This is a genomic window from Methylomonas sp. MED-D (genome assembly GCF_050276835.1).
GTDB classification, from domain to species: Bacteria; Pseudomonadota; Gammaproteobacteria; order Methylococcales; family Methylomonadaceae; genus Methylomonas; species Methylomonas koyamae_A.
Map to the genome: position 1 here is coordinate 1,545,129 of NZ_CP189965.1, position 24,471 is coordinate 1,569,599.

The 24,471-nt window shown below is 54.8% G+C and carries 23 protein-coding genes; 14 read left to right on the plus strand and 9 right to left on the minus strand.

The window, feature by feature from the left end; translation table 11 throughout:
• Positions 1-6: 6 nt before the first annotated feature.
• Both ACQE3E_RS06900 and ACQE3E_RS06905 read left to right on the plus strand, forming a co-directional pair.
• Positions 7-639 carry a hypothetical protein gene (locus ACQE3E_RS06900; RefSeq protein ID WP_313728615.1) on the plus strand — a complete coding sequence of 211 codons (633 nt, stop codon included), beginning with the start codon at positions 7-9 and terminating at the stop codon, positions 637-639.
• A 355-nt stretch (positions 640-994) separates the two neighbouring features.
• Positions 995-3,382: a tetratricopeptide repeat protein gene (locus ACQE3E_RS06905; RefSeq protein ID WP_313728614.1), complete on the plus strand. Its 2,388-nt coding sequence runs from the start codon at positions 995-997 to the stop codon at positions 3,380-3,382.
• 174 nt (positions 3,383-3,556) lie between these two features.
• Here the strand turns inward: ACQE3E_RS06905 and ACQE3E_RS06910 are convergent, their stop codons facing one another.
• The 4 genes from ACQE3E_RS06910 to ACQE3E_RS06925 are packed head-to-tail and all read right to left on the minus strand — an operon-like array spanning position 3,557 to position 8,033.
• Positions 3,557-4,333, minus strand: a complete 777-nt coding sequence (locus tag ACQE3E_RS06910; RefSeq protein WP_168033655.1) for a CpsD/CapB family tyrosine-protein kinase — start codon at positions 4,331-4,333, stop codon at positions 3,557-3,559.
• A gap of 18 nt (positions 4,334-4,351) precedes the next feature.
• Positions 4,352-6,097, minus strand: a complete 1,746-nt coding sequence (locus ACQE3E_RS06915; RefSeq protein ID WP_313728613.1) for a lipopolysaccharide biosynthesis protein — start codon at positions 6,095-6,097, stop codon at positions 4,352-4,354.
• Between the two features lies 1 nt (position 6,098).
• Positions 6,099-7,367, minus strand: coding sequence for a hypothetical protein (locus ACQE3E_RS06920; RefSeq protein WP_168033653.1), 1,269 nt, complete (start codon positions 7,365-7,367; stop codon positions 6,099-6,101).
• 24 nt (positions 7,368-7,391) lie between these two features.
• The gene (locus ACQE3E_RS06925) at positions 7,392-8,033 is read right to left on the minus strand and encodes a polysaccharide biosynthesis/export family protein (protein WP_313728612.1); all 642 of its coding nucleotides are present in this window, start codon (positions 8,031-8,033) and stop codon (positions 7,392-7,394) included.
• A gap of 219 nt (positions 8,034-8,252) precedes the next feature.
• Between ACQE3E_RS06925 and ACQE3E_RS06930 the strand changes: the two genes are divergently transcribed.
• Genes ACQE3E_RS06930 through ACQE3E_RS06950 form a run of 5 tightly spaced genes read left to right on the plus strand, consistent with a single transcriptional unit; the run spans position 8,253 to position 11,080 of the window.
• On the plus strand, positions 8,253-8,615 hold the full coding sequence (locus ACQE3E_RS06930) for a HopJ type III effector protein (protein WP_313728611.1): 363 nt from the start codon (positions 8,253-8,255) through the stop codon (positions 8,613-8,615).
• Positions 8,616-9,671, plus strand: a complete 1,056-nt coding sequence (locus ACQE3E_RS06935) for an NAD(P)/FAD-dependent oxidoreductase (protein WP_313728610.1) — start codon at positions 8,616-8,618, stop codon at positions 9,669-9,671.
• Positions 9,649-10,233: a class I SAM-dependent methyltransferase gene (locus tag ACQE3E_RS06940; protein WP_313728609.1), complete on the plus strand. Its 585-nt coding sequence runs from the start codon at positions 9,649-9,651 to the stop codon at positions 10,231-10,233. The genes ACQE3E_RS06935 and ACQE3E_RS06940 overlap by 23 nt, the downstream gene beginning before the upstream one ends.
• Positions 10,234-10,265: 32 nt before the next feature.
• Positions 10,266-10,580: a pyrimidine/purine nucleoside phosphorylase gene (locus ACQE3E_RS06945; protein ID WP_168033646.1), complete on the plus strand. Its 315-nt coding sequence runs from the start codon at positions 10,266-10,268 to the stop codon at positions 10,578-10,580.
• A 5-nt stretch (positions 10,581-10,585) separates the two neighbouring features.
• Positions 10,586-11,080, plus strand: a complete 495-nt coding sequence (locus ACQE3E_RS06950) for an NYN domain-containing protein (RefSeq protein ID WP_064026749.1) — start codon at positions 10,586-10,588, stop codon at positions 11,078-11,080.
• A 10-nt stretch (positions 11,081-11,090) separates the two neighbouring features.
• Here ACQE3E_RS06950 and ACQE3E_RS06955 read toward each other — a convergent pair whose 3' ends face one another.
• The gene (locus ACQE3E_RS06955; RefSeq protein ID WP_313728608.1) at positions 11,091-11,636 is read right to left on the minus strand and encodes an outer membrane protein assembly factor BamE; all 546 of its coding nucleotides are present in this window, start codon (positions 11,634-11,636) and stop codon (positions 11,091-11,093) included.
• Between the two features lie 116 nt (positions 11,637-11,752).
• Between ACQE3E_RS06955 and fur the strand changes: the two genes are divergently transcribed.
• Genes fur through lolD form a run of 3 tightly spaced genes read left to right on the plus strand, consistent with a single transcriptional unit; the run spans position 11,753 to position 14,127 of the window.
• A complete protein-coding gene (fur, locus tag ACQE3E_RS06960) occupies positions 11,753-12,172 on the plus strand; it encodes a ferric iron uptake transcriptional regulator (RefSeq protein ID WP_064026744.1) in 420 nt (139 codons plus the stop codon).
• Positions 12,173-12,182: 10 nt separating this feature from the next.
• Positions 12,183-13,430 carry a lipoprotein-releasing ABC transporter permease subunit gene (locus ACQE3E_RS06965; protein ID WP_313728607.1) on the plus strand — a complete coding sequence of 416 codons (1,248 nt, stop codon included), beginning with the start codon at positions 12,183-12,185 and terminating at the stop codon, positions 13,428-13,430.
• On the plus strand, positions 13,423-14,127 hold the full coding sequence (lolD, locus tag ACQE3E_RS06970; RefSeq protein ID WP_313728606.1) for a lipoprotein-releasing ABC transporter ATP-binding protein LolD: 705 nt from the start codon (positions 13,423-13,425) through the stop codon (positions 14,125-14,127). Before ACQE3E_RS06965 ends, lolD begins: the two co-directional genes overlap by 8 nt.
• Before the next feature lie 162 nt (positions 14,128-14,289).
• Here lolD and ACQE3E_RS06975 read toward each other — a convergent pair whose 3' ends face one another.
• Positions 14,290-14,910, minus strand: coding sequence for a cohesin domain-containing protein (locus ACQE3E_RS06975; protein ID WP_064026812.1), 621 nt, complete (start codon positions 14,908-14,910; stop codon positions 14,290-14,292).
• Positions 14,911-14,976: 66 nt separating this feature from the next.
• Positions 14,977-16,533, minus strand: coding sequence for a putative Ig domain-containing protein (locus ACQE3E_RS06980; protein ID WP_064026814.1), 1,557 nt, complete (start codon positions 16,531-16,533; stop codon positions 14,977-14,979).
• A gap of 386 nt (positions 16,534-16,919) precedes the next feature.
• Between ACQE3E_RS06980 and ACQE3E_RS06985 the strand changes: the two genes are divergently transcribed.
• Entirely contained in the window at positions 16,920-18,818 is a 1,899-nt protein-coding gene (locus ACQE3E_RS06985) for a GspE/PulE family protein (RefSeq protein WP_427501408.1), read from the plus strand.
• A gap of 18 nt (positions 18,819-18,836) precedes the next feature.
• Positions 18,837-19,673 (plus strand): HDOD domain-containing protein, encoded by an 837-nt coding sequence (locus ACQE3E_RS06990; protein WP_427501409.1) that lies wholly within the window; start codon positions 18,837-18,839, stop codon positions 19,671-19,673.
• 150 nt (positions 19,674-19,823) lie between these two features.
• Here ACQE3E_RS06990 and gpmI read toward each other — a convergent pair whose 3' ends face one another.
• Positions 19,824-21,464 carry a 2,3-bisphosphoglycerate-independent phosphoglycerate mutase gene (gene gpmI / locus ACQE3E_RS06995; RefSeq protein WP_427501410.1) on the minus strand — a complete coding sequence of 547 codons (1,641 nt, stop codon included), beginning with the start codon at positions 21,462-21,464 and terminating at the stop codon, positions 19,824-19,826.
• A gap of 288 nt (positions 21,465-21,752) precedes the next feature.
• On the opposite strand from gpmI, the gene fba reads away from it, so the two are divergent.
• Positions 21,753-22,775, plus strand: a complete 1,023-nt coding sequence (fba, locus tag ACQE3E_RS07000) for a class II fructose-bisphosphate aldolase (RefSeq protein WP_427501411.1) — start codon at positions 21,753-21,755, stop codon at positions 22,773-22,775.
• Between the two features lie 98 nt (positions 22,776-22,873).
• Complete coding sequence (locus ACQE3E_RS07005; protein ID WP_427501412.1) at positions 22,874-23,719, plus strand: phytanoyl-CoA dioxygenase family protein; 846 nt, start codon at positions 22,874-22,876, stop codon at positions 23,717-23,719.
• Positions 23,720-23,924: 205 nt separating this feature from the next.
• Here ACQE3E_RS07005 and ACQE3E_RS07010 read toward each other — a convergent pair whose 3' ends face one another.
• The gene (locus tag ACQE3E_RS07010; protein ID WP_064026826.1) at positions 23,925-24,275 is read right to left on the minus strand and encodes a hypothetical protein; all 351 of its coding nucleotides are present in this window, start codon (positions 24,273-24,275) and stop codon (positions 23,925-23,927) included.
• Positions 24,276-24,471: the final 196 nt, after the last annotated feature.

Consider the following 24,471-nt stretch of genomic DNA (forward strand, 5'->3'; position numbering starts at 1 on the left):
GCTGGCATGGGATCGGCAATGAAAACGGGTTTGATGGCGGCCATTCTAGCCACGACGGTCGTTGGCGCAGCGCAGGCGGCACCGCGCGAAGCCAAGGGGGATAGCGCGGCGGTGTTGAAGTTGCAGGCGCTGGTTAAAAGCTTGACAGGCGAACGCGACGCCGCGCAAGCCGATGCGGCCAAACTTTCCCAGGAAATCGACCGTTTGAAAAAGGAGAAATTGGCGGCGCAGGCGGCCAAGGACGAATTGAGCGGTGCGTTGGCGGCCCAACGCAATGCCGTCGGCGATGCCAAGCAACGTTTGGATAGGTCCCAAGCCGCGTTACAGGACTGGCAAGACAAACATCGTCAGCTCAGCCAGACTCAGGCAGACTTGACCAAACAGTTGAACGTTTCGCGCGGCAAGCAGCAGGATGTCGAGCAGCATTTGCAAGAATGCGCCAGGCGTAACGTTAAACTTTACCAAGCCGCCAGCGAGTTGCTGGAGCGCTATCAAAATCGCGGTACCTTGACCGCGCTGGTCGGCGACGAACCTCTCTTGCAATTCGACAAAGTCGAAATGGAAAGTCTGGTACAAGATTACCAAGACAAGTTCGACGCGGAAAAGCTGAATTCTGACGAGTCGCAGTCCGGGCGTTAGTCCCGAGGGCAATACTTTCGGGCCGGTTTTATCCTGTAGCGATAGCGGCTCGCGAGGAATTGCATTTATTCTCAGGTCAGCCGCTTATGCTGGCTAGGCGCCGGCACGGGTGGTGATGAGCGACGGTATGGCTTGGCGTTCGATACCGTCGGTTTGCCGACTTTGGCGCCAAAATCCTCATGCAAATCCCCTGCCGCTTTACGCCGTTGCTGGGTGCGTCATCATGTCGCACCCAGCAACGCACGGTTTTTGCCGATTCCGGCACTGCTTGACCTTGCAAATACGTTAAAATTTGAACAGGCACCTTCACTTGCCGGCAGTTATTCATCAAACGCAGGAACTAGCGAGATACGCAATGACGACAAAAACAACCTTTTTAAAGACTCTGGGCATTGCGGTGCTGACCACGGGCTTGGTAGCCTGTAACGGCGCCGAAGAGCGTAAAGCCAAATACATGGACGAAGGTAAGCAGTTGCTGCAGGCCGGCGATTTCGAGAAAGCCCAGCTTGCTTTCAAAAATGTGTTGCAAATCGATCCCAAGGATTGGGAAAGCCGTTATCAAATGGCCGAGGCTCTGAGCAAGCAAGGGAAAATTGAAAACGCTTTCAAGGAATATAGTACCGTTGTCGCCAACAGTGAAAATCATGTAATGGCGCGCGTTAGGGTTGGCCAGCTGTTATTACTGAATCGGGCGGTGGACGAAGCTGAAAAAATGGCCGGCGAAGCCCTGGCGAAGCAACCGGACAATGTCGAGGCCTTGGTGTTGTTGGCGGGCGTTCAGGCGGCGAAAAACAATGACGACACCGCGATTGCCACGATCGAGCGTGCGTTGAAACAGAGTCCGGACGACGTGTCGGCCACGCTGATGATGGCTTCGATTCAAACCAAATTGAATCAAGTCGATAAGGCTATTGGTTTGCTCAAGCAAGCCAGTGAAAAGAAGGCCGACAGCGTGCCGTTGCGCAGCATGCTGGCCGGCCTTTACGCCAAATCCGGCCAACTCGGCGAAGCCGAGACTTTGCTGGCTTCATTGATCAAACTTGAGCCGCAACAACTGCAGCATTACCGAACCTTGGCTTTGTTCCAAGTCAGTACTCAGCAACTGGATAAAGCCGAGGCGACATTGCGCGACGCGGTTCAACAGCTCCCGGACAACGATACCGCCAAATCCTATTTGGTGGATTTCTTGCTTGAAAAGCGCAGTCCGGAAGTGGCAACCGCCGAGTTGTTGCCGATGATCGAAAAGAAACCGGACGCTTACGATTTGCGCTTCAAACTGGCCAACATCCAGCTAGGGCAGAAGCAAGTCGATAAGGCCGAAGCCACGTTAAAAGAGGTGGTCGAGCTCGATAAACTGGGAGCCAGCGGTATCAGTGCCCGCAACAAGTTGGCCGCGTTGTATTCGATGACCAAGCGCGTCGATGAAGCGAAGGTCTTGAACAAGGAGGTGTTGGACAACAATCCGCGTGATGCCGAGGCGTTGACCTTGCGGGGCCAATTCGCGCTGAACGACAACAAAATGCCGGAAGCGATTTCCGATTTCCGTTCGGTACTGGTCGATCAGCCCAACAATATTGCGGTCTTGAAATTGCTGGCCGCGGCACATCTGCGTAACAATGAAGATGAACTGGCTAGGGAAAACATGGAAAAAGTCGTCGCGGCGGCTCCCGCCGACGAGGTCGCGCGCATGGATTTGGCAGGCTTGTTCATGAAGGCGGGTCGGCAGGATCAAGCCAAGCAGCAGTTGGAAGCGTTGATCAAGGCCAACCCTAAAAGTTTGAAAGGTTTGGAAGCATTGTTTAAGTTCGAACTCAGTCAAAAGCACTGGGATAAAGCCCAGGATGTCGCGACCCAGGTACAGCAACTATCCGATAAGGATGCCACCGGTTTTTATATGTCGGGATTGGGTTATCAGGCTGAAAACAAACTGGAGGCCAGTGTCGAGGCCTTTCAAAAAGCCTTGGACCGCAAACCCGATGCCATCGAGCCGCTAACCGAGATGGTCAAAAGTTTGTTGGTGTTGAAGCAACCCGAGAAGGCGGTCGCCAAACTACAGCAAGTCATCAAACAGCAGCCCGACCATTTCGTCGCTTACAATTTGCTCGGCGGCGTTTATTTGAACCAACAAAAATTCGCCGACGCCAAAGCCATTTATCAAAAGGCGTTGACGATCAAGCCGGAGTGGTACAGCCCGTATCGGAACTTGGCGCTGATCGAACTCGCGCAGAAGAATCAGCCTGAAGCCGAAGCGATCTACCGCAAAGGTATCGAAAAAACCAACGGCGCGTTGGAACTGGTCGACGACTTGGCGCGGCTGATACACCGCAGCGGTAATCACGAGAAGGTTTTGGCTCTCTACGAAGAGTCTTATAAAGCCCATCCGGATTCGGCGGTGGCGGTCAATAATTTGGCCAGCTACATTTCCGATTTCGCGGCGACGCCCGAGAATTTGCAGCGCGCCGAGAAAATGGCCGAACCTTTGGCTAAGGCGAACAACGCGAACTTGCTGGATACCGTCGGTTGGATTGCTTACAAACAGGGTAAGTTCGACAGAGCCAAGGAGTTGTTGCTACAGGTTGTCGAGAAAGCGCCGAATGCCGCGATCAGCCGCTACCATTTAGGTATGGTGTATTTCAAACTGAACGATACCGTTAATGCCAAGGAGCAATTGCAAAAGGCGGTGGACGGTAAGGTTGAATTCGACGGCTTAGCGGAAGCCAAGGAAACGTTGGCGAAGCTTTAAACCGGCAAGTCGCCAAACTAAAAAGGCTAGTTCCGTTGGGAACTAGCCTTTTTTATTGTTTGATGGTCTGGAAAGTTTCTTTAGCCGATCGGGTTTAAAGTGTCGGAGCGGTAAGTTGCGCCTAAAACCGTAATCGACTCGAAAGTCATTTCAACGAGCTTTAAAGCGCGGCATTCAGACTTGTTCGAAAGAGAGTGTCTCGTCGGTGGCTTTATTGAATACGCTGCCGAGCAAGTCTATGCCTTTCAGCAAATTTGCGGCGTGTTTTAGCTCCTCGGTTTTGGTATGTCCTTCGTCAACGACCAGCAACACGCAATCGACGTAGGGCGAGAAACCCAAGGTGTCGTCGTGCGACAGTATCGGCGGCATGTCGAATATGATAATCCGCGACGGATAGCGGCTTTTCAGTTCGTTAACCAGACGAACCATTTTCGGAGAACGCAACATCTCGGTCGAATTGAACAGCGGTTTGCCGGCCGGCAAAACCACTAGGCGTTCGATACCGGGGTTGACCAGCATCGTGCTCAATTCGCTGTCGTTGAGGAGATAGTCGCTGAGGCCGGCGCCTTGTGGAAAGCCGAACAACTGATGCTGGCTGGGATTTTGCAAATTGGCGTCCACCAATAATGCGGTGCGGTCCAACTCCATCGCCATGCTGATGGCTAGATTGGCGGCGGTGAGGCTATTGCCGGTTCCGGAGCCTGTGCTGGTGATGGCTACGGTTTTCCATTCCATCGCATCCATTTGCTGCAAGCAACGGGTGCGCAGCATGCGATAGGACTCCAGCCATTTGCCCTGAGGGAAGGCGGATATGATCCGATTTTGCTTGAGCAGGCGCTCGTCGGCTTTTTGTACCTTGGTTTGGGTGTAGGCGATGTTGACTTTATCGCTAGGCAGCCCGGCGGCCGGGTTTGCGGTATTTTTATCCGCTAAATTTTCGATGGAGTTCATGGCGGGTTCCCTGGTGTTTTAAGCGTTGCCCGCGACGCGCAGCAGTTTGTACCAAAATACGTCGAGCGGCATGACGATGAAATGAAATGCGATTAACGCGGCAAGACCGGCGCCGATCGCCGCGATAATCAGAATTAACCGATGCTTGCTTTGCTGTTGTTTCTCCTGCTGGCTTTCCAAATACGGTATCGTAGCCAGCGGCTCCGAGCCTAGAATCGCCGCGACGGCCTTTGGGCTATTGATTGTGGAATCCACCATTTCAGTTAACGCAACGGCGCCGAAACCGCAGGCGCCAGCGAAGACTATGCCCAGCACCAAGATTGCGATGCGGTTGGGGCTAAAGGGCTCCAGCGGCTCTTGCGGCGGGTCGATCAGGGTAAAGCGCTCGCCCTTGCGTTCTAATTCCAATTGTTGCGAGATTTGCGCTTCCATCTCGCGGGCGCTCACTTCGCGGTAGCGCAGATTGGTGTTGTCCAGTTCTTGGATCAAATCGCTGTATTCCTTTTCGACCAAAGGCGCTTGGCGCAGGCTACTACGCAGATCCTCCATTTTGGTTTGGATTTTTCCGCGAGTGTAATTGAGCGATTCGATTTCGGTATTGACCGAATCAAGCTGCGATTTCAATGTGATATAGGCCGGATTGTCCGGTTTTAGCGAAACATTGCTGTAGCCCGACGATTTAGCTTCCACCAGGCTTTGTTGCAACGCGGTGATCTGCTTCTGCAATTTTTGTACATCCGGGTGTTTCTCGGAGTATTGCTTCAATAGCAGGGCTTGCTCGGCTTTTTTGTCGGTCAGCTCGGCGTTCAATTTGTTAAGGTCGTCGTTAGAGCCGATTTCTTTCTGTAAGGAATCGATTTCGCGCTTGATTTTAATGACGTCCGGATGGCTTGCGGAATGGGTCGATAAAACCGAGGGATATTGCGATTGCAGTTCCTTCAAACGGTCTTTCATATCGAAAACCCGGTTGCCGGTGGCATTGACCGCCAGCGCATTGGGATCGAGTTGAGCCAGTTCGCCCTCCAGATAAAAACGCCGGTCATGTAGCGAGCGCTCCTGACTGTCCAGCGACAATAGTTGGTTACTTAGGGACGTCAGTTCTTGTTGGTTCAGGGCGCTAATTTGCGGCAATTGATTCAGGTTTTTTTCCTTGAAGTTAGCCAAGGCATTTTGAATTTCCTGGATCTTGACCTTCAGGCGCTTGGATTCCTCACTGAGGAACATCGCGGCATTTTCAGCGGATTCGGTACGCGCTTTGATGTTTTCTTTCAAGAACAACGACGTCAGTTCGTTGGCGACTTTTTGCGCCAAAACCGGCGAACGATCATCGAATGTCAGCGTAAAGGCGATCGTCGCTTGAGTGGGTTTTCCATTACGTTGGTCGGCCACGTCGGCGCTGATGGTTTCGACCTTAATTCGGCTGCGCATTTTCTCCAGGATTTTTTCTTCTGGTTCGCTCTTGCGGTTGTCGGCATAGAGATCGTACTTTCTAATGATTTCCGACAGGTTGGGCCGGGTCATGATGCGCTGGCTGATAATTTGAATCCGCTGGTCGGCGAAGGTTGTCACAGTCGAGCGTACTAAGTCGACCGGAATTTCCTGGGCTTCGATCAAAATCGTGGAAGTCGAGCGATAGGTGGCCGGCAAGGCTACGGCGAGAACGGCGGCGATACATGCAATGATCAGGAAGGGAATATATAAAAACCGCCTGCGCCGCTTGATGATTTTTAGGTAGTCCTTGATGTCGAGGGTTTGATTGTCCACGCTATTTCACCTGACGATTGATTTGCGGTTGATAAGAAAATTGTAGTTGTACGCTGTTGCCTATCGAAGTCTGATTTTCGGACGCGAAGGAGCGGTCTCGATAGGTATAAGACAAATCAAGGTCGATATCCTCGGTCCAGCGCCAGCGTAAATTCGGGGAGATGGTTAAATAGGTTCGGCTAGTATTGGTGTTTGCCGAGCTCAGAGTCGACTGAGACTCCGAGATCAAGTAGTTCGCGTTAAATCCGGTGCTGAGGCGCTCAGTTAAGTTGTATTTGCTTCGCAACCCGAATGTAGTCGATTGTTGTTGGGTGCCGCTGCTGGCCGGGTTCAATTGCTGGCCGGCCGATAGGTTAAAGTTGCCCCAATCTTCTGCATGAGTCAGGTTGGCGGAGAACACATGCCCGATTTTGCTGGAAGATTGCGAGAACGCGCTGCCGGGGATGGTTAATCCGCGGAGCTGATTTGCGCTCGACGTTTGAGTATTGGTGTCCCTCAGACCGGCCGACAGCGAGACTTGAGTGGCTTCGTCAAAGGTGTATTGCATGCCCATTTGATAGGTAAGCGTTTGAGACCCTTGTGAGTACGCTCGAGTGAAGGTGGGTAACAGTGGGTTTATCGGCGAATTGCTGCTCGACTTGAAGTCCGCGTAGCTCGTGGACACGTTGGCGGAGAGCCGCTCGCTAAAATTGTGCACGGCAGTTAACGAATATTGAGTATTATCGTAATCGGAATACCGAATCGCGTTGGTCAGATTTGGCTTGCGATCGAAGGCCACTTCTACGTAAGCGAAACTGAACTGTAGTGTGTCTTTCTCTGTCAGGCTGTAGCTAATGTTAGGGGCGATTGATTTGGTATTACGCGGCACTTGAGTTTGTACATCGCCGGAGCCGGTTAGGTCCAACTGGGTGTTGATCGACGATTCTTCGGCATAATTGGCCGAGATGTCGGTTTTAAAGCGCTCGCCCTTGAACAAGTGATTGATGTCCGCAATCTTTTCGGAAAAGTCCAACTCCGAGTTGCCGTGGTAAATTAACTCATTCCATCTGAAGCTGGATTTCAATTCGTTGTCGTCGGCCAAATACCCAAAGGTCAGGCTGGGCGAAACGGTGCTGATCCAATTGTCGCGGCTAGGCTTGGGCTGCATGCGCAAGTTGTCTTCATAGCGTTCCTTGAGCCTGAAATCGGGTTGCAGCAGTAATTCGAGAGCATAACTGCCGGCTGGACAAAGCGCCATCGCAGTTACCAGTAAATCCTTTTTGATAGTCATAGATAGTCGTTTCTATCTAGGTCCTTAAGGTACGGTAACAGTGTCTCCGGGTTCCAGCAGTATGTTCTGTTCCAGATCTTCGCCATCGATGACATCGCCGTAGTCAAAAGGAAACACTTGGATTTCATTGCCGTTTCTGCGCAAGATACTGATAGAGCCTTCCTTCGCAAAAATCGACAAACCGCCCGCCAAACTGAGTGCTTGCAGAACGTCCAGGCGCCGGCCGGAAAACACTTGACCGGGTTTGTTGACCTTGCCGATAACGAACACTGAATTACCTTGATTGTTGAGCAGCTTGACGCTGACCGACGGGTCGGAGATGTAATCGGCCAGACGAGCCGTCAGATTGTCCTTCAATTCGGAGATGGTTTTGCCGGACGCGGCGACGGTGCCGATCAGCGGGAATACGATGGTCCCGTCGGGAGCGATCAGGATCTGCAATTGTTGCAAGCCTTCTTCCTTCCACACCGTGACTTCCAGGGCGTCGCCGGGAGACAGTTGGTAAGCCGCGTAGTCGGTGGTCTCGACGATGACGTTGGGTGCTGGCGGCGGGGTTGGGCTAACGGCCGGTTCGCTCGGAATCGCGGTGGCTTGGAGTTCGGGCTCGGCGCGGGTTACCGCCGGAAAAAGCAGACAAAACGACAAAAGAGTAATTACCTGTTTCAAAATGTTTCCCTTATGATGTTATTGAGGTTGCGATCCGTACGGTCCCGACAATTCTACGCCGCCGTCGCGGATTGTATGGACAAAATGTAACAGCAATGCGTCTTGGATAAATTTAGCCGGTTGCAGCGCGAATGGCTAGATATTTCATTCAATTATAATCTTTTATGCCTGCGTTTTGGGCGATATGGTCTCTAATTGTCTCAACTATAAAGGAGTTTCATGAGTAAGCCAATGATGCTTAACGAATTTTTACTGAAGATTCGAGATGACCAACCGGTGACATTTCAAGATTCGATCACCGTGATTTCGGAAAATTATCACTACCAGCCGACCGAATTCAGTAACGGGTCAATAGAGCCCTTGCTCAATCGCGCCGGGCAAAACGAAGGGTCGTGTAAGCTGTTTGCGTTCGGCGCGTTGCAGGGTTTGACGGTAGAGCAGACCTTGAGTTTGTTCGGCGATTATTATCGCAAGGACGTACTCGAACACCCGGATGGCGACGATCATCAAAATATTCGCCGTTTCATGCGCGACGGTTGGGACGGCATCCGCTTTAGCGGAGAGGTCTTGACGGCCAAATAAGTGAAAATCGACGTTTTGATCGTCGGTCAGGGTTTGGCCGGCAGCCTGCTAGCCTGGACTTTACTGCGGCGCCGGCTGCGCGTCGTGTTGGTTGACGACGGTCGGGAGAGCGCGTCGAAAGTCGCGGCGGGTTTGATTAACCCGATCACCGGTCGGCGCTGGGTAAAGGCGGCATATCTGTCGCAGATGTTGCCGGCGGCGATGTCTTGCTACCAGGCGTTGGCGAATCACTTTGGGCAAGCGTTTTTCGTCGAAATGCCGATGTTGCGGCTGTTGCGGGATGAGCGCGATCGTCAGCGGGTGGTCGCTCGGCTGGAAGACCCAATATACGAAGGCTTTCTGACCTTCGACGCAACTTTGCCCGTAGGCTTGCGATCGCCGTTTGGCGCGGTCCTGCAAACTAGCACCGGTTTTTTAAGGACCGAGGCTTTGTTGGGGCAAATTCGCGAAGCCCTGCTGGCGATGGGCGTTTATCGTACGGCCGAGTTCGATTGTCGGGAAATCGCGTTGGCATCCGAACTTCGCTGGCGAGAGCTGGCTCCGCGCTGCATCGTATTCTGCGAGGGACATCGCGCCCGTTTTAACCCGTGGTTCGGCGGTTTGCCGTTTCAGCCGGCCAAAGGCGAAATTCTGACCGGCGTAACGACAGGGCCACTGCCGGAGACCATGTTGCATTACCGGCATTGGTTGGTGCCGGTGGGCGATGGACGTTTTAAAACCGGCGCGACCTACGATACCACGCAACTGGACGCGGTTCCGACCGAAGCCGGCAAGCAAGCGCTGCTGGCTGACTTAAGGAACGTGTACCCCGCGTCGGTCGACATTCGAATCGAACAGCATCGGGCCGGTATTCGCCCGACCACGTTGGACAAGCAGCCATTTCTGGGATGTCATCCCCGGCACCGGAATCTCTATATATTCAACGGTTTCGGCAGCAAGGGTAGTTTGACCATTCCCTGGCTGGCCGAACGCTTTGCCGACTTTTTGCAGCAGAAGGCGGATTTGCCGGCTTGGTGCGACGTGTCTCGATACCATGACTCGCATTTCCCTGGTTGAGCGCGCGCACGCCCTGGTGGGCGAATGCGTTAAGCCCGGCGACGTCGTCGTCGACGCAACGTTGGGTAACGGTCATGATGCCGCATTTCTGGCGCAATGCGTCGGAGCGGGCGGCACGCTGTTCGGATTTGATGTGCAAGCGCGCGCTTTGGAAAACACTCGGTCGCGCTTGCGCGAGGACGGTTTTCAAGGGCGGGCGGCGTTGACGCTGGCGAGTCACGCCGAAATGGCGGTTCACATTCCGCCACAATGGCACGGCAAGTTGGCGGCGGTGATGTTCAATCTCGGTTATCTGCCGGGCGGCGACAAAGCGGTCGTCACGACGGCGGCAGCGACGTTAACCGCTTTGGAAACGGCTTGTCGCTTGTTGGCCTCCACCGGGATCTTGACGGTATTGGCTTATCCCGGTCATCCGGGCGGGGATATCGAAACCGAACGGCTGACAACGTGGTGCCATGCGCTGGACCCGGCCGGTTTTGCCGTCGAACGGGTTGCCAGTGGATCGGACAAGCCGACTGCTCCCCGGCTTTTTGCGATTCGAAAGCGAGTCGATCTGATATGATTGCGCTCCTTTTTTACCCACGGACTCGTAATATGACCGAATTCAACAACGTATCCATCGTCAAGCAAGCCAACGTCTATTTCGACGGTAAGGTTAACAGCCGGACCATTCTGTTTGCCGACGGCAGCCGCAAAACCCTGGGCTTTATGCAGCCCGGCGAATATACCTTCAACACCGGTGCGCCGGAGTTGATGGAAATTCTGGCCGGCGAACTGGATGTGCGCTTGCCGGGCAGCGATGCTTGGCAAACCGTCAAGGGCGGCGAGTCGTTTAACGTGGCCGGCAATGCCGAGTTTACGATGAAGGTTCGGGTGGCCAGCGACTATTGCTGTTCGTTTCTGGGCTGAGCCGGATGGAGAAGATAGCGATATTTGTCGATGTTCAAAACATTTACTACACGACTCGGCAACGCTATCAACGTCACTTCGATTACACCGCGTTTTGGCGTTTGGCGACCTCCGATGCGCAAGTCGTTGTCGCCATCGCCTACGCGATCGAGCGCGGGGACGGCAAGCAGCAGGCGTTTCAAAACATACTGAGAAATATCGGTTTCACGGTAAAACTAAAACCCTACATCTTGCGTCGCGACGGGAGCAGCAAGGGCGACTGGGATGTCGGCATCACGTTGGATGTGTTGGATTACGCCGCCGAAGTGGATCGGGTGATTTTACTGTCCGGCGACGGGGATTTCGAACCTCTGTTGCAGAAAATTCGTCGGGATCACGGTACGGCCAGCGACGTTTACGGCATTTACGGATTGACCGCGCCGGCGCTGATCAAGGCCGCCGACAATTTCATCGCGATCGCCGGTGGTTTGTTGAAAGCCGACGACAATCGCAAATCCTGAGTCGCTCGGCTTATTGTTCGACGTCCTCTTCGAGGATTTCCTTGCCTTTTTCCGCCGCCGCTGGCTCGGGTTTGGCGTCGGTGGAGTTCGCGGCGCCGGTCCGGCGCGGCAAGGTATCCGGCTCGTCGCTAAAGATGCCGCTGATTTTTTCCCACATCGACCGGTCCAGTTCGCGCTTGGGTAAATCCACGCTGGTTTCGGTCGATTCCTTGACGACCGGCAGGGAACTGGGGCGGAAGTCGCCTTGGACCCCCATCAGATTCTCGCCGTTGAAAAATAGCGAAATGCGTTTTTGCACGCGATCTTCGCCGCTGGGTTGTTCGGAGTATAAGTAATCCCAACGCCGCTCGTGAAAGGCGTCGGCCAGCATCGGCGAACCCATGATGTAAAGCACTTGGCGTTTGGTCATGTTTGGGCGAAGTTGATCGACCATGCTTTGGTCGATGATGTTGCCTTGCTCTATATCCAAAGAGTAAACGCCGGGGAGGTTGTTCAAAATGGTGGAGCAACCCGGCAGCGCCAGGCCGGCGGCGAGCAAAACGGCCAGTTTTTTCATTGCATCATCCAGTGAATTCGGTCGGAAACGGACGACCATTATCCCATAATTCACCCAGCGCCTGACCGTAAAAAACGATACAATGCCGGGATTGACTGTTAGACGGGGATAGGCTTGTGGAAACTAAGGATTTGCGTAACGCCGGGTTAAAAGTGACGTTGCCCAGACTGAAAATTCTGGAAATACTCGAAAAACAGCAAGACGACCACCACCTATCCGCCGAAAAACTCTACAAGATTTTGCTCGCCGAAGGCGAGGAAATCGGTCTCGCCACCGTATACCGGGTTCTGACCCAATTCGAGGCGGCTGGTCTAGTCAATCGCCACCATTTCGAAGGCGGCAACTCGATATTCGAATTGAACAGCGGCAGCCATCACGACCACGTCGTCTGCATGAAATGCGGCAGGGTCGACGAGTTTACCGATGAAGTCATCGAAAAGCAGCAGGACGCAATCGCTCGCCGTCTGGGCTATACCTTGACCGACCACAGCTTGTACCTCTACGGCTATTGCGCCGAGTGCAGTAAAAATCCCTGATTCCCCACTTATGTTCAAACCCCTGATCCTGTACATCGGGTTGCGCTACACCCGTGCCAAGAAGCGTACCCAATTCATTTCATTCATCACTTTGACCTCGGTGCTCGGCATTGCTCTCGGGGTTACCGCGTTGATCACGGTGCTGTCGGTGATGAACGGGTTCGAGGCCGAACTGCGCGAGCGGATCCTGGGCATGACTGCCCATAGCACGATCACCGGTCGCTACGGGCAATTGGAGGACTGGCGGCTGTTGGAAAACCGTACCCACGGTTTGCCGCATGTATTGGGGGCTGCGCCGTTCATTCACGGCCAAGTGATGATCAACGCGGATCGCCAAGTCAGCGGAACGTTGTTGCAAGGCGTGTTGCCGGAATTCGAAAGCAAGGTTTCCGAAGTCGCCGCGAATATGAAATTCGGCGCGTTAACCGATCTGAAACCAGGCGAATTCGGCATCATACTCGGCGCGGAACTCGCCAGTTATTTGGGCGTGATGATGGGCGATAAAGTCACTGTGATTACTCCGCAGATCAATTCGACGCCAGCCGGGATTTTGCCCAGGATGAAGCGCTTCACCGTGGTTGGCGTGTTTCAGGTAGGGATGTACGAATACGACCGCAACATGGCCTTGATGCATCTGGACGACGCCGGCAAGTTGTTCCGAATCGAGCCGGCGGTGTCGGGCCTGCGCCTGAAGCTCGACGATTTGTTCAATGCCCCGCGCATTACTCAAAGCTTGGCCGATACCTTGGGCGACGACTATCGGGTCAGCGATTGGACGCGCGCCCACAGCAATTTCTTTAAAGCGGTGCAGACCGAAAAACGCGCGATGTTCGTGATCCTATTACTGATCGTCGCGGTGGCGGCTTTCAACATCGTTTCGACCTTGGTGATGGTGGTTACCGACAAACGCGGCGATATCGCCATTTTGAAAACCCAGGGTCTGAGCAACGGATCGGTCATGGGTATCTTTATCGTATTGGGCTGCGTGATCGGCAGTATAGGAACTTTGTTAGGAATTGTCGGCGGCGTGTCGCTGGCCTTGAACGTCGAAACGATAGTGCCAGCCATCGAAAAAACCTTCGGTGTCAATTTCATGCCTTCGGACGTCTATTACATCAGCGAGGTGCCGTCCAAACTGATTTGGGGCGATGTGTATTGGATCGCTTGCGCGGCATTTTTGTTGTCGTTGCTGGCGACCTTGTATCCGGCCTGGCAGGCCGCCAAAGTGAATCCGGCCGAGGTGCTGCGCTATGAGTAATCCCGTGATTTTGCAATGTGCCGGTCTGACCAAGCGTTACGTGCAGGGCGATTTGAATGTCGAAGTGTTGAAGGGTGTCGATCTGTCGATAGCCGCTGGCGAGCGCGTGGCGATCATGGGGGCGTCGGGATCGGGCAAGAGCACCTTGTTGCACTTGCTGGGCGGTTTGGAAAAGCCCAGTGCCGGTTCGGTGGTACTCGACGGGGCCGATTTAAATAAGATCGGCGCCGGCAAACTCAGCCAATTGCGTAATCGAGCCCTCGGCTTTATTTATCAGTTTCACCATCTGCTGGGCGAATTTACGATCCTCGAAAACGTGGCGATGCCGCTGCTGATCGGAAATCAGTCGATTAAACACGCTAGACAGCAAGCGGTAGAACTGTTGAAAAGAGTGGGGTTGGGGCATCGTATGGCGCATAAGCCCGGCGAGTTGTCCGGCGGCGAACGCCAGCGCGCCGCCGTGGCGAGAGCATTGATCAATAAACCGAAATGCGTGTTGGCCGACGAACCGACCGGTAATCTGGACAGCAAAACCGCCGAACAGATCTATCAACTGATGCTGGAGTTGAATCGGGAGCTGCAAGTCAGCTTTTTGGTGGTCACTCACGACCCCGATTTGGCCGCGCGCATGGATCACGTGCTGTACATGGAAGACGGTTTGATCGTGTCAGAGCGCAGCCATCATGAGCAGGGTTAGCGCTGGAACGATTTTCGACGGCGACCGGTAAGTAAAACGGTTACCGTCCTTGTAAGTCGCTGGCTGAGCGGAGTCGAAGCCAGCGGCATAACGGACATTGAGGTTTATCCCCCTCCGTAGGGAGAGGGATTTTTTTACTTCGAGTTGTATCGTTACAGCGGATTAACCCTTCACGCTAGTATTGCGGTTACGACGTCCGAATATCGCCAATAAACCGGGCGCAAACAAAAAAGCGGCAGCCGGCACAGGTACCGGTGCGGGATCTTGAGCGGGGATAATGGTCACATTCGCGCCGCGCAACGAACCGGCCAGCGAAGTACCGTCGAATGAATACACAATTGGGTTGGTAATATTCAGCGGGTTATTCAGCGCGGCGTTTAGCGCTTTGAATTTGACGGTGCCTAGTAGCGTCGGAGCGGTAATGTTTAAACCCGCTTCCAGCGTGGAAGTCGCCGAAATAGCTTCCGCGAAATGAATTTTGCCGCCGCCGACCGTCGAGATGGAATTGGCGAAGGTTTCGGTATCCGCGCCGAAAATACTGGCGCTGGTCAGTAATTCGGCGGACAGGTTGGCGCTGTTATACGTTAGATTGAAATCGAATCCGCCGAAGTCCGCCAGACCATCGACATAAATATTCGCATCGAAAAACGAGCCTACCTCGGCTGTGTAAAGATCGGTATTGCCAGGTAATTCGATGGTCAAGGTTGTGGCGTTCGCGTTGGAAACGAAGGCCGCGAATCCAAGTGCAAGCACTTTAGAGAAAAGGTGTTTGTGCATCATCATAAAAGAGTCCGTCGTTAAATTGGCCGGGAGGAATGTTCCCGGCCTTGGCTGAAAGAGTGTTAGCGATTAGGGTGTCGGCGTGACCAAGGCGCATTGCGGTTTGGTGCAAAGCGACGCGGCTTTCCGATAGTCGGCGATATTAACCTTGCGGTCGTTGTTTAAATCTGCCGGGTCATTTGCCGCGACCGCTGCGCCGTACTTGGCTTTAATCGTTGCCAAATCGGCGGAGTCGATGTCGTTGTCGGCGTCGGTATCGCCGGGGCCGGTCACTTTAACGGTGTAGTTTTTGTTAACGATGCTGCCGTCGGCATCGGTGGATTCAACAAAAAAGTTAAATACGCCGACTTTGGATGGGGTGCCGGACAATACGCCGGTACTGGAAGCGATCGTCAAACCGTTAGGCAGGGTACCGCCGGTCGTCGTTACATACGGCGTGTTGCCGCCGAAAACGACCGCGCGTTGCGGGAAGGCTTGGCCAACGTTGCCGCTTTGAATTTCGTTAATCGTCGAAAGCGGTGCGGCTGCGTTGAATTCGCCCATTTGCGCACCACGGTATGCGCCGACGATGGCCACGCTAGCGCAGTCGAATTCGGTGTCGTTACCGTTCGCGTCGGTAACGGTCACAACGTCAACACCGCTGACATTGTCGGCACCCACCGCATCGCACATGGCTTCGCCGCTTTCGCCGTCTATCGAAGCGGCCGGACCCACATATTCGTAGAACTCGTAGCGTCGGGTCACGACATCCCGTCCGTCCTTCATGTCCTCGGCCTTGCCGGCCAGTTCGGATTTGTTTTTATTGTTTTTATTGTTGGTTTGCAACAGATACCATTCCGACTCTACTTCGTCGGGTTCGCCATTGGTCCAATCGGAATGACCGTCGTTATCTTTGTCATCGCCTACCAATTCTTCCAAGGCCAATACCCGGACTTTATGCGTTTTGGTTTTAATGACCTTCACCCAGCTCGGCTCGCCGAATTGCTTTGCCGGCGGAATAGGTGCTACCGGTGCCGGAATCGCCGCGACGACTTGCGCCGGAAATTGCACGACGGCCGGAACTTCGACGATGGGCGGTTGATTCGGAACCGGATTCGGTTTGATCACCGGCGGTTGTACGAAAACCGGCGGCTGATAAGTGTATGTCGGGGTGCCGACGTTCACCGCGGGACCGAGGACGACTTTGCCGGTGGCGTCCTTGACCAGCCAGTTATATTTGATCGTGCTGTAAGAGCCGTAGATCCCAACGCCAAAATGCTCACAACCCTGGTTGACCGAGGGATTGGTGCACATATGGCCATTGGTCGGAGAAATGGCGCCCGGCGTGGCCGGGTTGGTAAAACCTGTCGTGGTGCCGCTCGCTGTCGGGGCTTCGTAGCGCACGAAGACTTTTGGGTGGTTGGGGTCGCTATTGTCTTCCCGAATCTTCGGTATGCCGTAATGATTCCATGAGTAAGTGCCGCCGATACTGGTGCTGTGGATGTCGTCAATTTCGATCTCGAAGCCATGGCAGGTTTCGCCGGTATCGTTGACCGCGTCGAAATTGCCGAGCGAACCGTATGCAGTCGACGCGCCGGCGTCGTGAGTGCTCAGCAAAAAGATTGCCGGCAAGATCAGTTTTCTCATGAGTGGATCCTTGGGAGTGGGTTGCAGTAGAAAATGCTCAATTGAGTGTTTAAAGCGGACCGTATTGAAGCACACGAAGATAAGTTTTCAATTAAAATGTGATTAAGATAACACTATGGGAAAATAATCCGCGCTTCGGCTTTTGACGCGAGCCTCGGGTTTGGTATCCCTGTCCGAGGCGAGTTCGGGAACATCCATGCCGGCGGCAGACCGAGTTTGGCTGGGCGCCTGTCAAGGTGATAATATCCCGAATTGTTCAATACTGAATCAATCAATGCCTCTCACACTCTTTCCGCACGCGTTCGTTCGACTGATTTGTTTTCGATGTGGCCTCGGTGTGGAAATCACTTTGAGATGCGGCGCACCTAGTCCACTATAAAATCCACATGCTACCCAACGATTCCAGCGCGATCGGTCCGGACGCGGATTTCGCGGAGACCTTTTTGAAGCTAATGGTCGATCAAGGTGTTATCGACGCGGCCAAACTCAAATACGCTTTGCGCGTGCAAAGTAAATTGGAATCCGCCAAGCCGATTTTGGTCGTGCTTTGCGATTTGGGTTATGTGACCCAGCCTCAATTGGCCGAGTTGTTCCGTCGCTATCCGGTTAAAGTCAAACTTGGGCGTTTCCTGGTCGAATTCGGCTATATCGGCAACACCGACTTGCAACTGGCGTTGGCCGCGCAACAGCAGGAGTTGGGCCGCAAGCGATTGGGCGAAATTCTGGTCGAGCGCAATCTGATCGCCGAATCCAAAATGTTGGAAGTGTTGGCGGACTTGATGGGGATTTCGGTCATCGATCTTAGCGTTGCCAATGTCGATCAAACCTTGATGTCCAGGCAGATGCTTAAGTCGGCCAACAAACACTGCTTCTTGCCGATCGAAAAACAGGAAGACGGCGTTTTGGTAGCGTTTGGAGATCCCCTGGACCACGCGGCCATTGAAATGGCCAGACATGTGCTCGGCAGCGAGATTATCCCGGCGGTCGGGCGCTATTCGCAGATCATGCGTTTTTTGTTGAATTTCGAGCGCAACGCCGGCGCCGAGAAAGTTTCGGTTTCCGAACAATCGGTGGTGGCGATCGTCAACAGTATCTTCAACGAAGCGATCCGCCTGGAGGCCAGCGATATCCACATCGAGCCGCTGGAGCACAAATTGCGGGTTCGTTTCCGGATCGATGGCATGATGGTGCATTATCGCGATTTCTCGTCGAAGCTGGTTCAGTCCTTAATCAGCCGGATCAAGGTGATGGCCGGTGCCGACATCGCCGAAAAGCGGCGCCACCAGGACGGCCGCGTCCAGTTCGAACAAGCCGGGACGAGTCATGTCATCGACATGCGGGCCTCGTTTTTCAGCACGCTCAACGGCGAGAAAATCGTTTTGCGGCTATTGAACCGCAAGACCGAATTGCTGGATATACACGAAGTGGGCATGGCACCGCTGATGTTGGAGCGCTTTGTCCAGGATTCGCTGGACGTGCCAACCGGCGTCGTGATCATCACCGGTCCGACCGGCTCCGGCAAAACCACGACCTTGTACAGTGCCGTGGATTATTTGAATGTGCCGGAAGTCAGTATCGTTACCGCCGAAGATCCGGTCGAGTACGTCATCGACGGCGTCGCTCAGTGCTCGATCAATCCGAAGATCAATTTGACCTACGAAGAAACCTTGCGCCATATTGTGCGTCAGGACCCGGATATCATTGTACTCGGAGAGATTCGCGACCGGTTTTCCGCCGATACCGCGATACAAGCGGCGCTGACCGGCCACAAGGTCTTGACCACGTTTCATACCGAGGATAGCATTGGCGGCCTGTTGCGTTTGCTCAATATGGAAATCGAAGCATTCTTGATCTCGTCGACCGTGGTATCGGTGGTGGCTCAGCGTCTGTTGCGACGGGTCTGCCGTCACTGCGCGGAACCCTTCCGTCCCGATCCGGCCTTGTTACGACGTTTGAACATCACGCTCGACGATTTGACAGGCGGAGCCTTCATGTTGGGTAGGGGCTGCGAAAAATGCCGTTATACCGGTTATGCCGGCCGGGTTTGCGTCTTCGAATTGTTGTCGATGAACGAAATGGTCAAGGATGCGATCCTGCAACGCAAAACCTCCTACGAAATTCGCCGGATTAGTCTGGAGACGGCCGGTTTGGTGACGCTGGTCGAGGACGGCTTGGTTAAGGCCGCGGCTGGCGCGACCTCGTTGCAGGAAGTCATTCATAATTTGCCGCGTTTCGGCAAACCCCGTCCACTTTACGAATTGCGGCGCCTGCTAGGCAGCCGTTGATGCCCAATACTACTAATAATGAGCGATAAGTCCCTCGCGGAGTTGATAGACGAAACCATCGCGTCCGGAACTGCCGGCTTGCCGGTATTTCCACGCGCGGTCACCGAACTGCGGCTGGCACTAAAAGACGAGAATCGCTCGCTGGACGCTATCGCCAAGCAAATTGCGATGGATGCCAGTCTGGCCAGTCAAATTTTGAGGGTCGCCAACTCGTCGTTTTATGCCAGTCTGAGCAAAATTAATACGGTTAAGGATGCCATTGTCCGATTGGGCTTACCAAAGATTGTGCAAATAGCCACTTTGGTGATGCAAAAGGGGCTATTCACGACCAAGGATCCGGCCACCACGCAATTCATGACCAAACTGTGGCAGCACAGTGTCGCGGTGGCGTTGGGTAGCGAATGGTTGGCGAAACGCCTGGCTTTTCAGGCTCAGGCCGAAGAGGCCTTCATGGCCGGTTTGTTTCACGATATCGGCGAGTTGTTACTGATACGCTGCTTGGAAGACCTGCGTCTAAAGGAGCCCGATCTAAACTTGCCGGACGACTTAATACAAGAAGTTATTTCGCGCCAACACGAAGCAAAAGGCGCTTGGTTATTGCGATCCTGGAATTTGCCGGAAATTTACTGCAAGGTCGCCGGTTCTCATCACCATGCCGAATGCGCCGATAGCGGCACGGTCGAGTTGATCGTCAGAGTGGTCGATATGGTCTGCTACAAGCTCGGTATCGCACCGCGCGCGCAGCCGGACTTAATGGTTTCGAGCAGCGAGGAAGCCGCGCGCTTGGGCTTGTCCGAGATTACGCTGGCCGAATTGGAGATTGCGTTGGAAGATTCGTTGGCCTTGTCGGCCTAGCGTTTGGATGGGGCTGCCTTTGCGTTCGAACTGATCGCATGCCGCGCGGCGAGGGCTTGAGCGTCGAACGATGCCTACGTTCACGAACTTGCCGGGTACTTGGAATGTCGGTTGCCGCGCCAACCGCAAGCGGCGCGGCAACCGGTTTGCTTAGACCGCCTCGATTAAACTCGGGTCGTAGTCGTCCGGCGCTTCGAAGCCCAACAAATTCAGAATAGTCGCGGCCGAATTCGACAAGCCCGGCGCCGCGATGTCGCCGCGCAATCTGTAGCCGGGATTCTCCCCTGACACCAACACGAACGGCACCGGATTCAAGGTGTGAGAGGTTTTGGCCTTGGTGCGGCCCTCGGCATTTCTGACCACATTACCTTTTTTGTCTAGCTCGTACATTTCGTCGGCGTTGCCGTGATCGGCGGTGATGATCGCGGTACCGTTCATTTCCAGAATCACCGGAATCAAACGCGCCAATTGCAAATCCAGACCTTGCATCGCGGTGACCGCCGCTTCGAAATTGCCGGTGTGGCCGACCATGTCGCCGTTGGCGTAATTGACCCGCAGGTATTTGTAGTTACCGCTGCGCACCGCGGCTATCAACGTATCGGTAATCTCGGCGCACTTCATCCACGGCCGTTGTTCGAACGGCACCACGTCGCTGGGGATTTCGACGTAGGTTTCCAAGGAATCGTCGAATTTGCCGGAGCGGTTGCCGTTCCAGAAATAAGTCACATGACCGAATTTTTGGGTTTCGCTGATGGCGTATTGGCTGATGCCGTTTTTGGCGAGATATTCGCCCAGTGTGCGATCAATGGTGGGCGGCTCGACCAAAAAGCGCGGCGGTAGTTTGGTGTCGCCGTCGTATTGCATCATACCGGCGTAAGTCACTTTCGGCAGCGGGCCGCGCTCGAACGGGCTGAATGACTCTTCGGTAAAGGCGCGGGAAATCTCGATGGCGCGGTCGCCGCGAAAGTTGAAGAACACTACCGCGTCGCCGTCCACGATGGTACCCAGCGGTTTGCCATCCTTGGCGATCACGAAGCCCGGTAAGTCCTGGTCGATGACATTGGCTTCGTTGCGGAAGGTTTCGATGGCTTCGTGGGCGCTGGCAAACTGCCGGCCCAAACCCAGCACGTGAATGTCCCAGCCGCGCTTGACCATGGACCAATCCGCTTCGTAGCGGTCCATCGTGATTTGCATCCGCCCGCCGCCGGACGCAATCGCCACGTCGAAATCCGCGCCGCGCAAGCCGTCCAGATAAGCTTCGAACGGATCGACGTACTCCAAAGCCGAGGTTTCGCCGACATCGCGGCCGTCCAGCAGGATATGCAGGCGAACTTTCGCAACACCTTCTTGCTTGGCACGCTCGATCATCGCTTTCAAATGGTCGATGTGCGAATGCACGTTGCCGTCGGAGAACAGACCCAGGAAATGCAAGGTGCCGCCTTGTTTGGCGGTGGCGACCACCTCATGCCAAGCATGGCCTTGCCATAAGTGGCCGCTGGCGATGGATTCGGCGACCAGCTTGGCGCCTTGGGCAAATACCCGGCCGGCACCGAAGGCATTGTGGCCGACTTCGCTGTTACCCATGTCCTCGTCGCTGGGCATGCCGACCGCGGTGCCGTGCGCGCGTAGCGCAATCATCGGATAACTGGCCATCAGCTTATCCAGGGTTGGGGTACGGGCGGTTTTGACCGCATCGCCGTCCTCGCGCGGCGAAATACCGACGCCGTCCAGTACGATGGTGACCACGGGGCCGGGACAGGCGGAAAAGCGGGAAGATTTTTCGAGTTTCATAAGGTTTCGATAGTGTGGAAAATCAGCGAATGGAGGAATGAGCGCCTTGGCGGCAATGGGGGCGTATTTTAGCAGTTGTGCCGCTCGCCGGGAAAACCGGCAAAGGCTAAGTAACGGCCGAGTAGGCAATTCATCCCATTGGGCCGAGGCCGTGTACGCCGCGAATCGCTGTGTCGTTGAATTCGGCGACGCGGCGCTGGCGAATTCTCGGCAATGCCATTACGATGGCGCGCCGCGTCCGCCGGATGGGCGCGGCGACATTTACGATAAAAGTTTAAGGAGCGCCTGATGGCATTAGCGTCGTTACGACAAATTCTGGATTACGCGGCCGAGCACGGTTTCGCGGTGCCGGCCTTCAACGTCAGCAATATGGAGCAAGTCCAGGCCATCATGGCGGCGGCGCATGCTTGCGACAGCCCGGTCATCATGCAAGGCTCGGCCGGCGCCAACCGTTATGCCGGCGAAGTGTTCCTGCGCCATTTGGTTTTGGCCGCCGTCGAACAATATCCGCATATCCCGGTCGTCATGCATCGCGACCACGCGCCGGCGCCGGCGATTTGCGCGCAAGCGATCCAATCCGGTTTTAGCTCGGTGATGATGGATGGCTCGCTATTGGAGGATATGAAAACGCCCGCTTCGTTCGAGTACAACGTCGAGGTCACCCGGCAGGTCGTCGCGATGGCGCACGCCTGCGGGGTGTCGGTGGAAGGCGAGATCGGTTGTTTGGGATCGCTGGAAAACCGTTCGGACGTCGAACACAGCCGTTTGCTGACCGATCCCGACGAGGCGGTCGAGTTCGTCGCGCGTACCGGGGTTGATGCGCTGGCGGTTGCCATCGGCACCAGTCACGGCGCTTATAAGTTCAGCAAGCCGCCCACCGGCGAAGTATTGGTGATCAGCCGTCTGAAGGTATTGCAACAACGGCTGCCGAACCTGCATTTTGTCATGCACGGTTCCAGTTCGGTGCCGGGGGAATGGTTGCAAGTCATCAACGAATACGGCGGCGCGATTCCCGAGACCTACGGCGTGCCGATCGCCGAGATCGTCGAAGGCATCCGATACGGCGTCCGCAAAGTCAATATCGATACCGATCTGCGGATGGCGTCCACCGGCGCGATGCGCCGGTTTCTAGCTCAGCCCGAACAGGCCGCCGAACTGGACGCCCGCAAGACCTACCAAGCCGCCAGGGACGCGATGCAGGCTTTGTGTCAATCCCGTTACGAAGCGTTCGGCTCGGCCGGGCACGCCGGAAAAATCAAGGTCGTGCCGCTAAGTGCCATGGCCGAGCGGTACCGGCTGATTAAGGCTTAGCCAGGATGATCGCTGGCCGGCGTCCTCGGACATTCGGCCGGCGGCTCGTTGATGCCGGCGACGACCACGGTCCATCACTTTCCGATTGGCGAACACTGATGAACGATTCATACCGCAACGCCAAAACCTTCGACACGCAAGGCTATTTGCTGGTCCGAAGCCTGTTTTCCCAAACGCAGATCGCGGAGCTGAAAGCGATAGTCGAACGGATTTATCGAGCGTGGTTGGCTGAAAACCGGGCGTTGATGATCGCCAATCGCTTGGTGAATATGTATGGTTTGACCGACACTCGCTATTTTCTCGGAGAACCGGGACAGCGCTTAGCCTTGTTTGACTGGATCGCTCAGCCTTGCCTTGCGCTCTGGCTGGAAAGCCTATTCGGCGACACGCTCTACTTTCACAATACCCAGTTGTTTTTCAATCCCCTCGATCCCGGCCAGGCGCCGTACTGGCACCGGGATCTGCAATACAGCGACGTGGACGATAGCACGCAACGCGCGGAGCAGGGCCGGTTACTGGCCTTGCATGTGCGGGTACCGTTGATCGCGGAACGCGGCGTGGCGTTGGTGCCCGGCAGTCATTGCCGTTGGGACAGCGAGCTGGAGCGGAATGTGCGCTTCGAAACTAACGGTTATCGTCAAGGCGACGATCTGCCCGGCAGCCTATTGATCGGGCTGGAGCCCGGCGATGCCTTGCTATTCGATGCGCAAGTGCTGCATCGGGGACATTACCGGGACAATGCCGAGCGCTTGGCCTTCGACATTTGTATTGGTCGTTATCATCCGGCCACTGCTTCGTTTTTGGATGCGGCGGTTTTACCCAGCGAAGCCGAGATGGCGCGGCTGGTCGATGATCGTTGGTATCGCCGAGCTTGGCGGGTGGCCGCCGGTATGGACCGAGTTCGAATTTTGGCGGGTTTGGGGGATGAGTGCGCGTGGCCCTAGGACCGGAGAGGCTAGGGCGAGACGATCGATTGGTACCCGGCCGATGGCTTCGAGCATCAAACCCACCGCCGAGGGCTCTCGAAAACCGGCAAAACGTTCAAGCCGTTATACCGGTGCTAAAGCAGTTGGGGAGGCGGCTGAGCTTGTATTAAATCCCCGTGACGGAGATACGTCTGATGACAGCTCGCCTCGCGCCTAGGGTGTATTAAAGCGATTTATACAGCGCTATCGCTTTGTTTAATTCTTCAGTGGCTTTTTGGATGTCGCCTTTCTTGGCTTGAATTTGTCCTTGCATCAAGGTTGCGTGGGCTTTCTTAGCGGTTTCGGAGCTGCCGGCAATCGCTTCTGAGGCAAAGCGCGCGGCTTTTAACTGAACTTGAGCGGCCGAGAAATCGCTTTTGCTGACTTCGACCAAGCCTTTTTCGATCCGCGAAATGATTTCGGCGGTGGCTGCCGCCGGGCTGCTGGCGGTTTCTTCGGCAAGCGCCGCAGTGCTGCTCGCCGCGAATGAGGTTGCGAAAACGAAAATGAGTGCTGCAATTTTGAGTAGATTCATGATGTATGCGTTTTATGAAAAGTAGGAAGGAGCCAATGACTAAAAATTGCGCCGTTTCAGCATATAGGCTGAAGCATGGACACCATGAGTGGCAATGGGGTTCACGTCCGTGCGAATGGGATAGGCGTTCTGCCCGAGCGTCGATGAAGACCCTGAGAACGTAAAGCGAATCCGTGCTGCTTGAAGGTTTGGTTTA

Bases quoted from the DNA above. Each gene is read 5' to 3' on its own strand.
- ACQE3E_RS06940 (WP_313728609.1), top strand. From the start codon at position 9,649: ATGACTCGCATTTCCCTGGTTGAGCGCGCGCACGCCCTGGTGGGCGAA.
- ACQE3E_RS06905 (WP_313728614.1), top strand. From the start codon at position 995: ATGACGACAAAAACAACCTTTTTAAAGACTCTGGGCATTGCGGTGCTG.
- ACQE3E_RS06920 (WP_168033653.1), bottom strand. From the start codon at position 7,367: ATGACTATCAAAAAGGATTTACTGGTAACTGCGATGGCGCTTTGTCCA.
- ACQE3E_RS06990 (WP_427501409.1), top strand. From the start codon at position 18,837: ATGAGCGATAAGTCCCTCGCGGAGTTGATAGACGAAACCATCGCGTCC.
- ACQE3E_RS06985 (WP_427501408.1), top strand. From the start codon at position 16,920: ATGCTACCCAACGATTCCAGCGCGATCGGTCCGGACGCGGATTTCGCG.
- ACQE3E_RS06955 (WP_313728608.1), bottom strand. From the start codon at position 11,636: ATGAAAAAACTGGCCGTTTTGCTCGCCGCCGGCCTGGCGCTGCCGGGT.
- ACQE3E_RS06965 (WP_313728607.1), top strand. From the start codon at position 12,183: ATGTTCAAACCCCTGATCCTGTACATCGGGTTGCGCTACACCCGTGCC.
- gpmI (WP_427501410.1), bottom strand. From the start codon at position 21,464: ATGAAACTCGAAAAATCTTCCCGCTTTTCCGCCTGTCCCGGCCCCGTG.
- ACQE3E_RS06900 (WP_313728615.1), top strand. From the start codon at position 7: ATGGGATCGGCAATGAAAACGGGTTTGATGGCGGCCATTCTAGCCACG.
- ACQE3E_RS06980 (WP_064026814.1), bottom strand. From the start codon at position 16,533: ATGAGAAAACTGATCTTGCCGGCAATCTTTTTGCTGAGCACTCACGAC.
- ACQE3E_RS06945 (WP_168033646.1), top strand. From the start codon at position 10,266: ATGACCGAATTCAACAACGTATCCATCGTCAAGCAAGCCAACGTCTAT.
- ACQE3E_RS06910 (WP_168033655.1), bottom strand. From the start codon at position 4,333: ATGAACTCCATCGAAAATTTAGCGGATAAAAATACCGCAAACCCGGCC.
- ACQE3E_RS07005 (WP_427501412.1), top strand. From the start codon at position 22,874: ATGAACGATTCATACCGCAACGCCAAAACCTTCGACACGCAAGGCTAT.
- ACQE3E_RS06930 (WP_313728611.1), top strand. From the start codon at position 8,253: ATGAGTAAGCCAATGATGCTTAACGAATTTTTACTGAAGATTCGAGAT.
- ACQE3E_RS06950 (WP_064026749.1), top strand. From the start codon at position 10,586: ATGGAGAAGATAGCGATATTTGTCGATGTTCAAAACATTTACTACACG.
- fba (WP_427501411.1), top strand. From the start codon at position 21,753: ATGGCATTAGCGTCGTTACGACAAATTCTGGATTACGCGGCCGAGCAC.
- ACQE3E_RS06975 (WP_064026812.1), bottom strand. From the start codon at position 14,910: ATGATGATGCACAAACACCTTTTCTCTAAAGTGCTTGCACTTGGATTC.
- lolD (WP_313728606.1), top strand. From the start codon at position 13,423: ATGAGTAATCCCGTGATTTTGCAATGTGCCGGTCTGACCAAGCGTTAC.
- ACQE3E_RS07010 (WP_064026826.1), bottom strand. From the start codon at position 24,275: ATGAATCTACTCAAAATTGCAGCACTCATTTTCGTTTTCGCAACCTCA.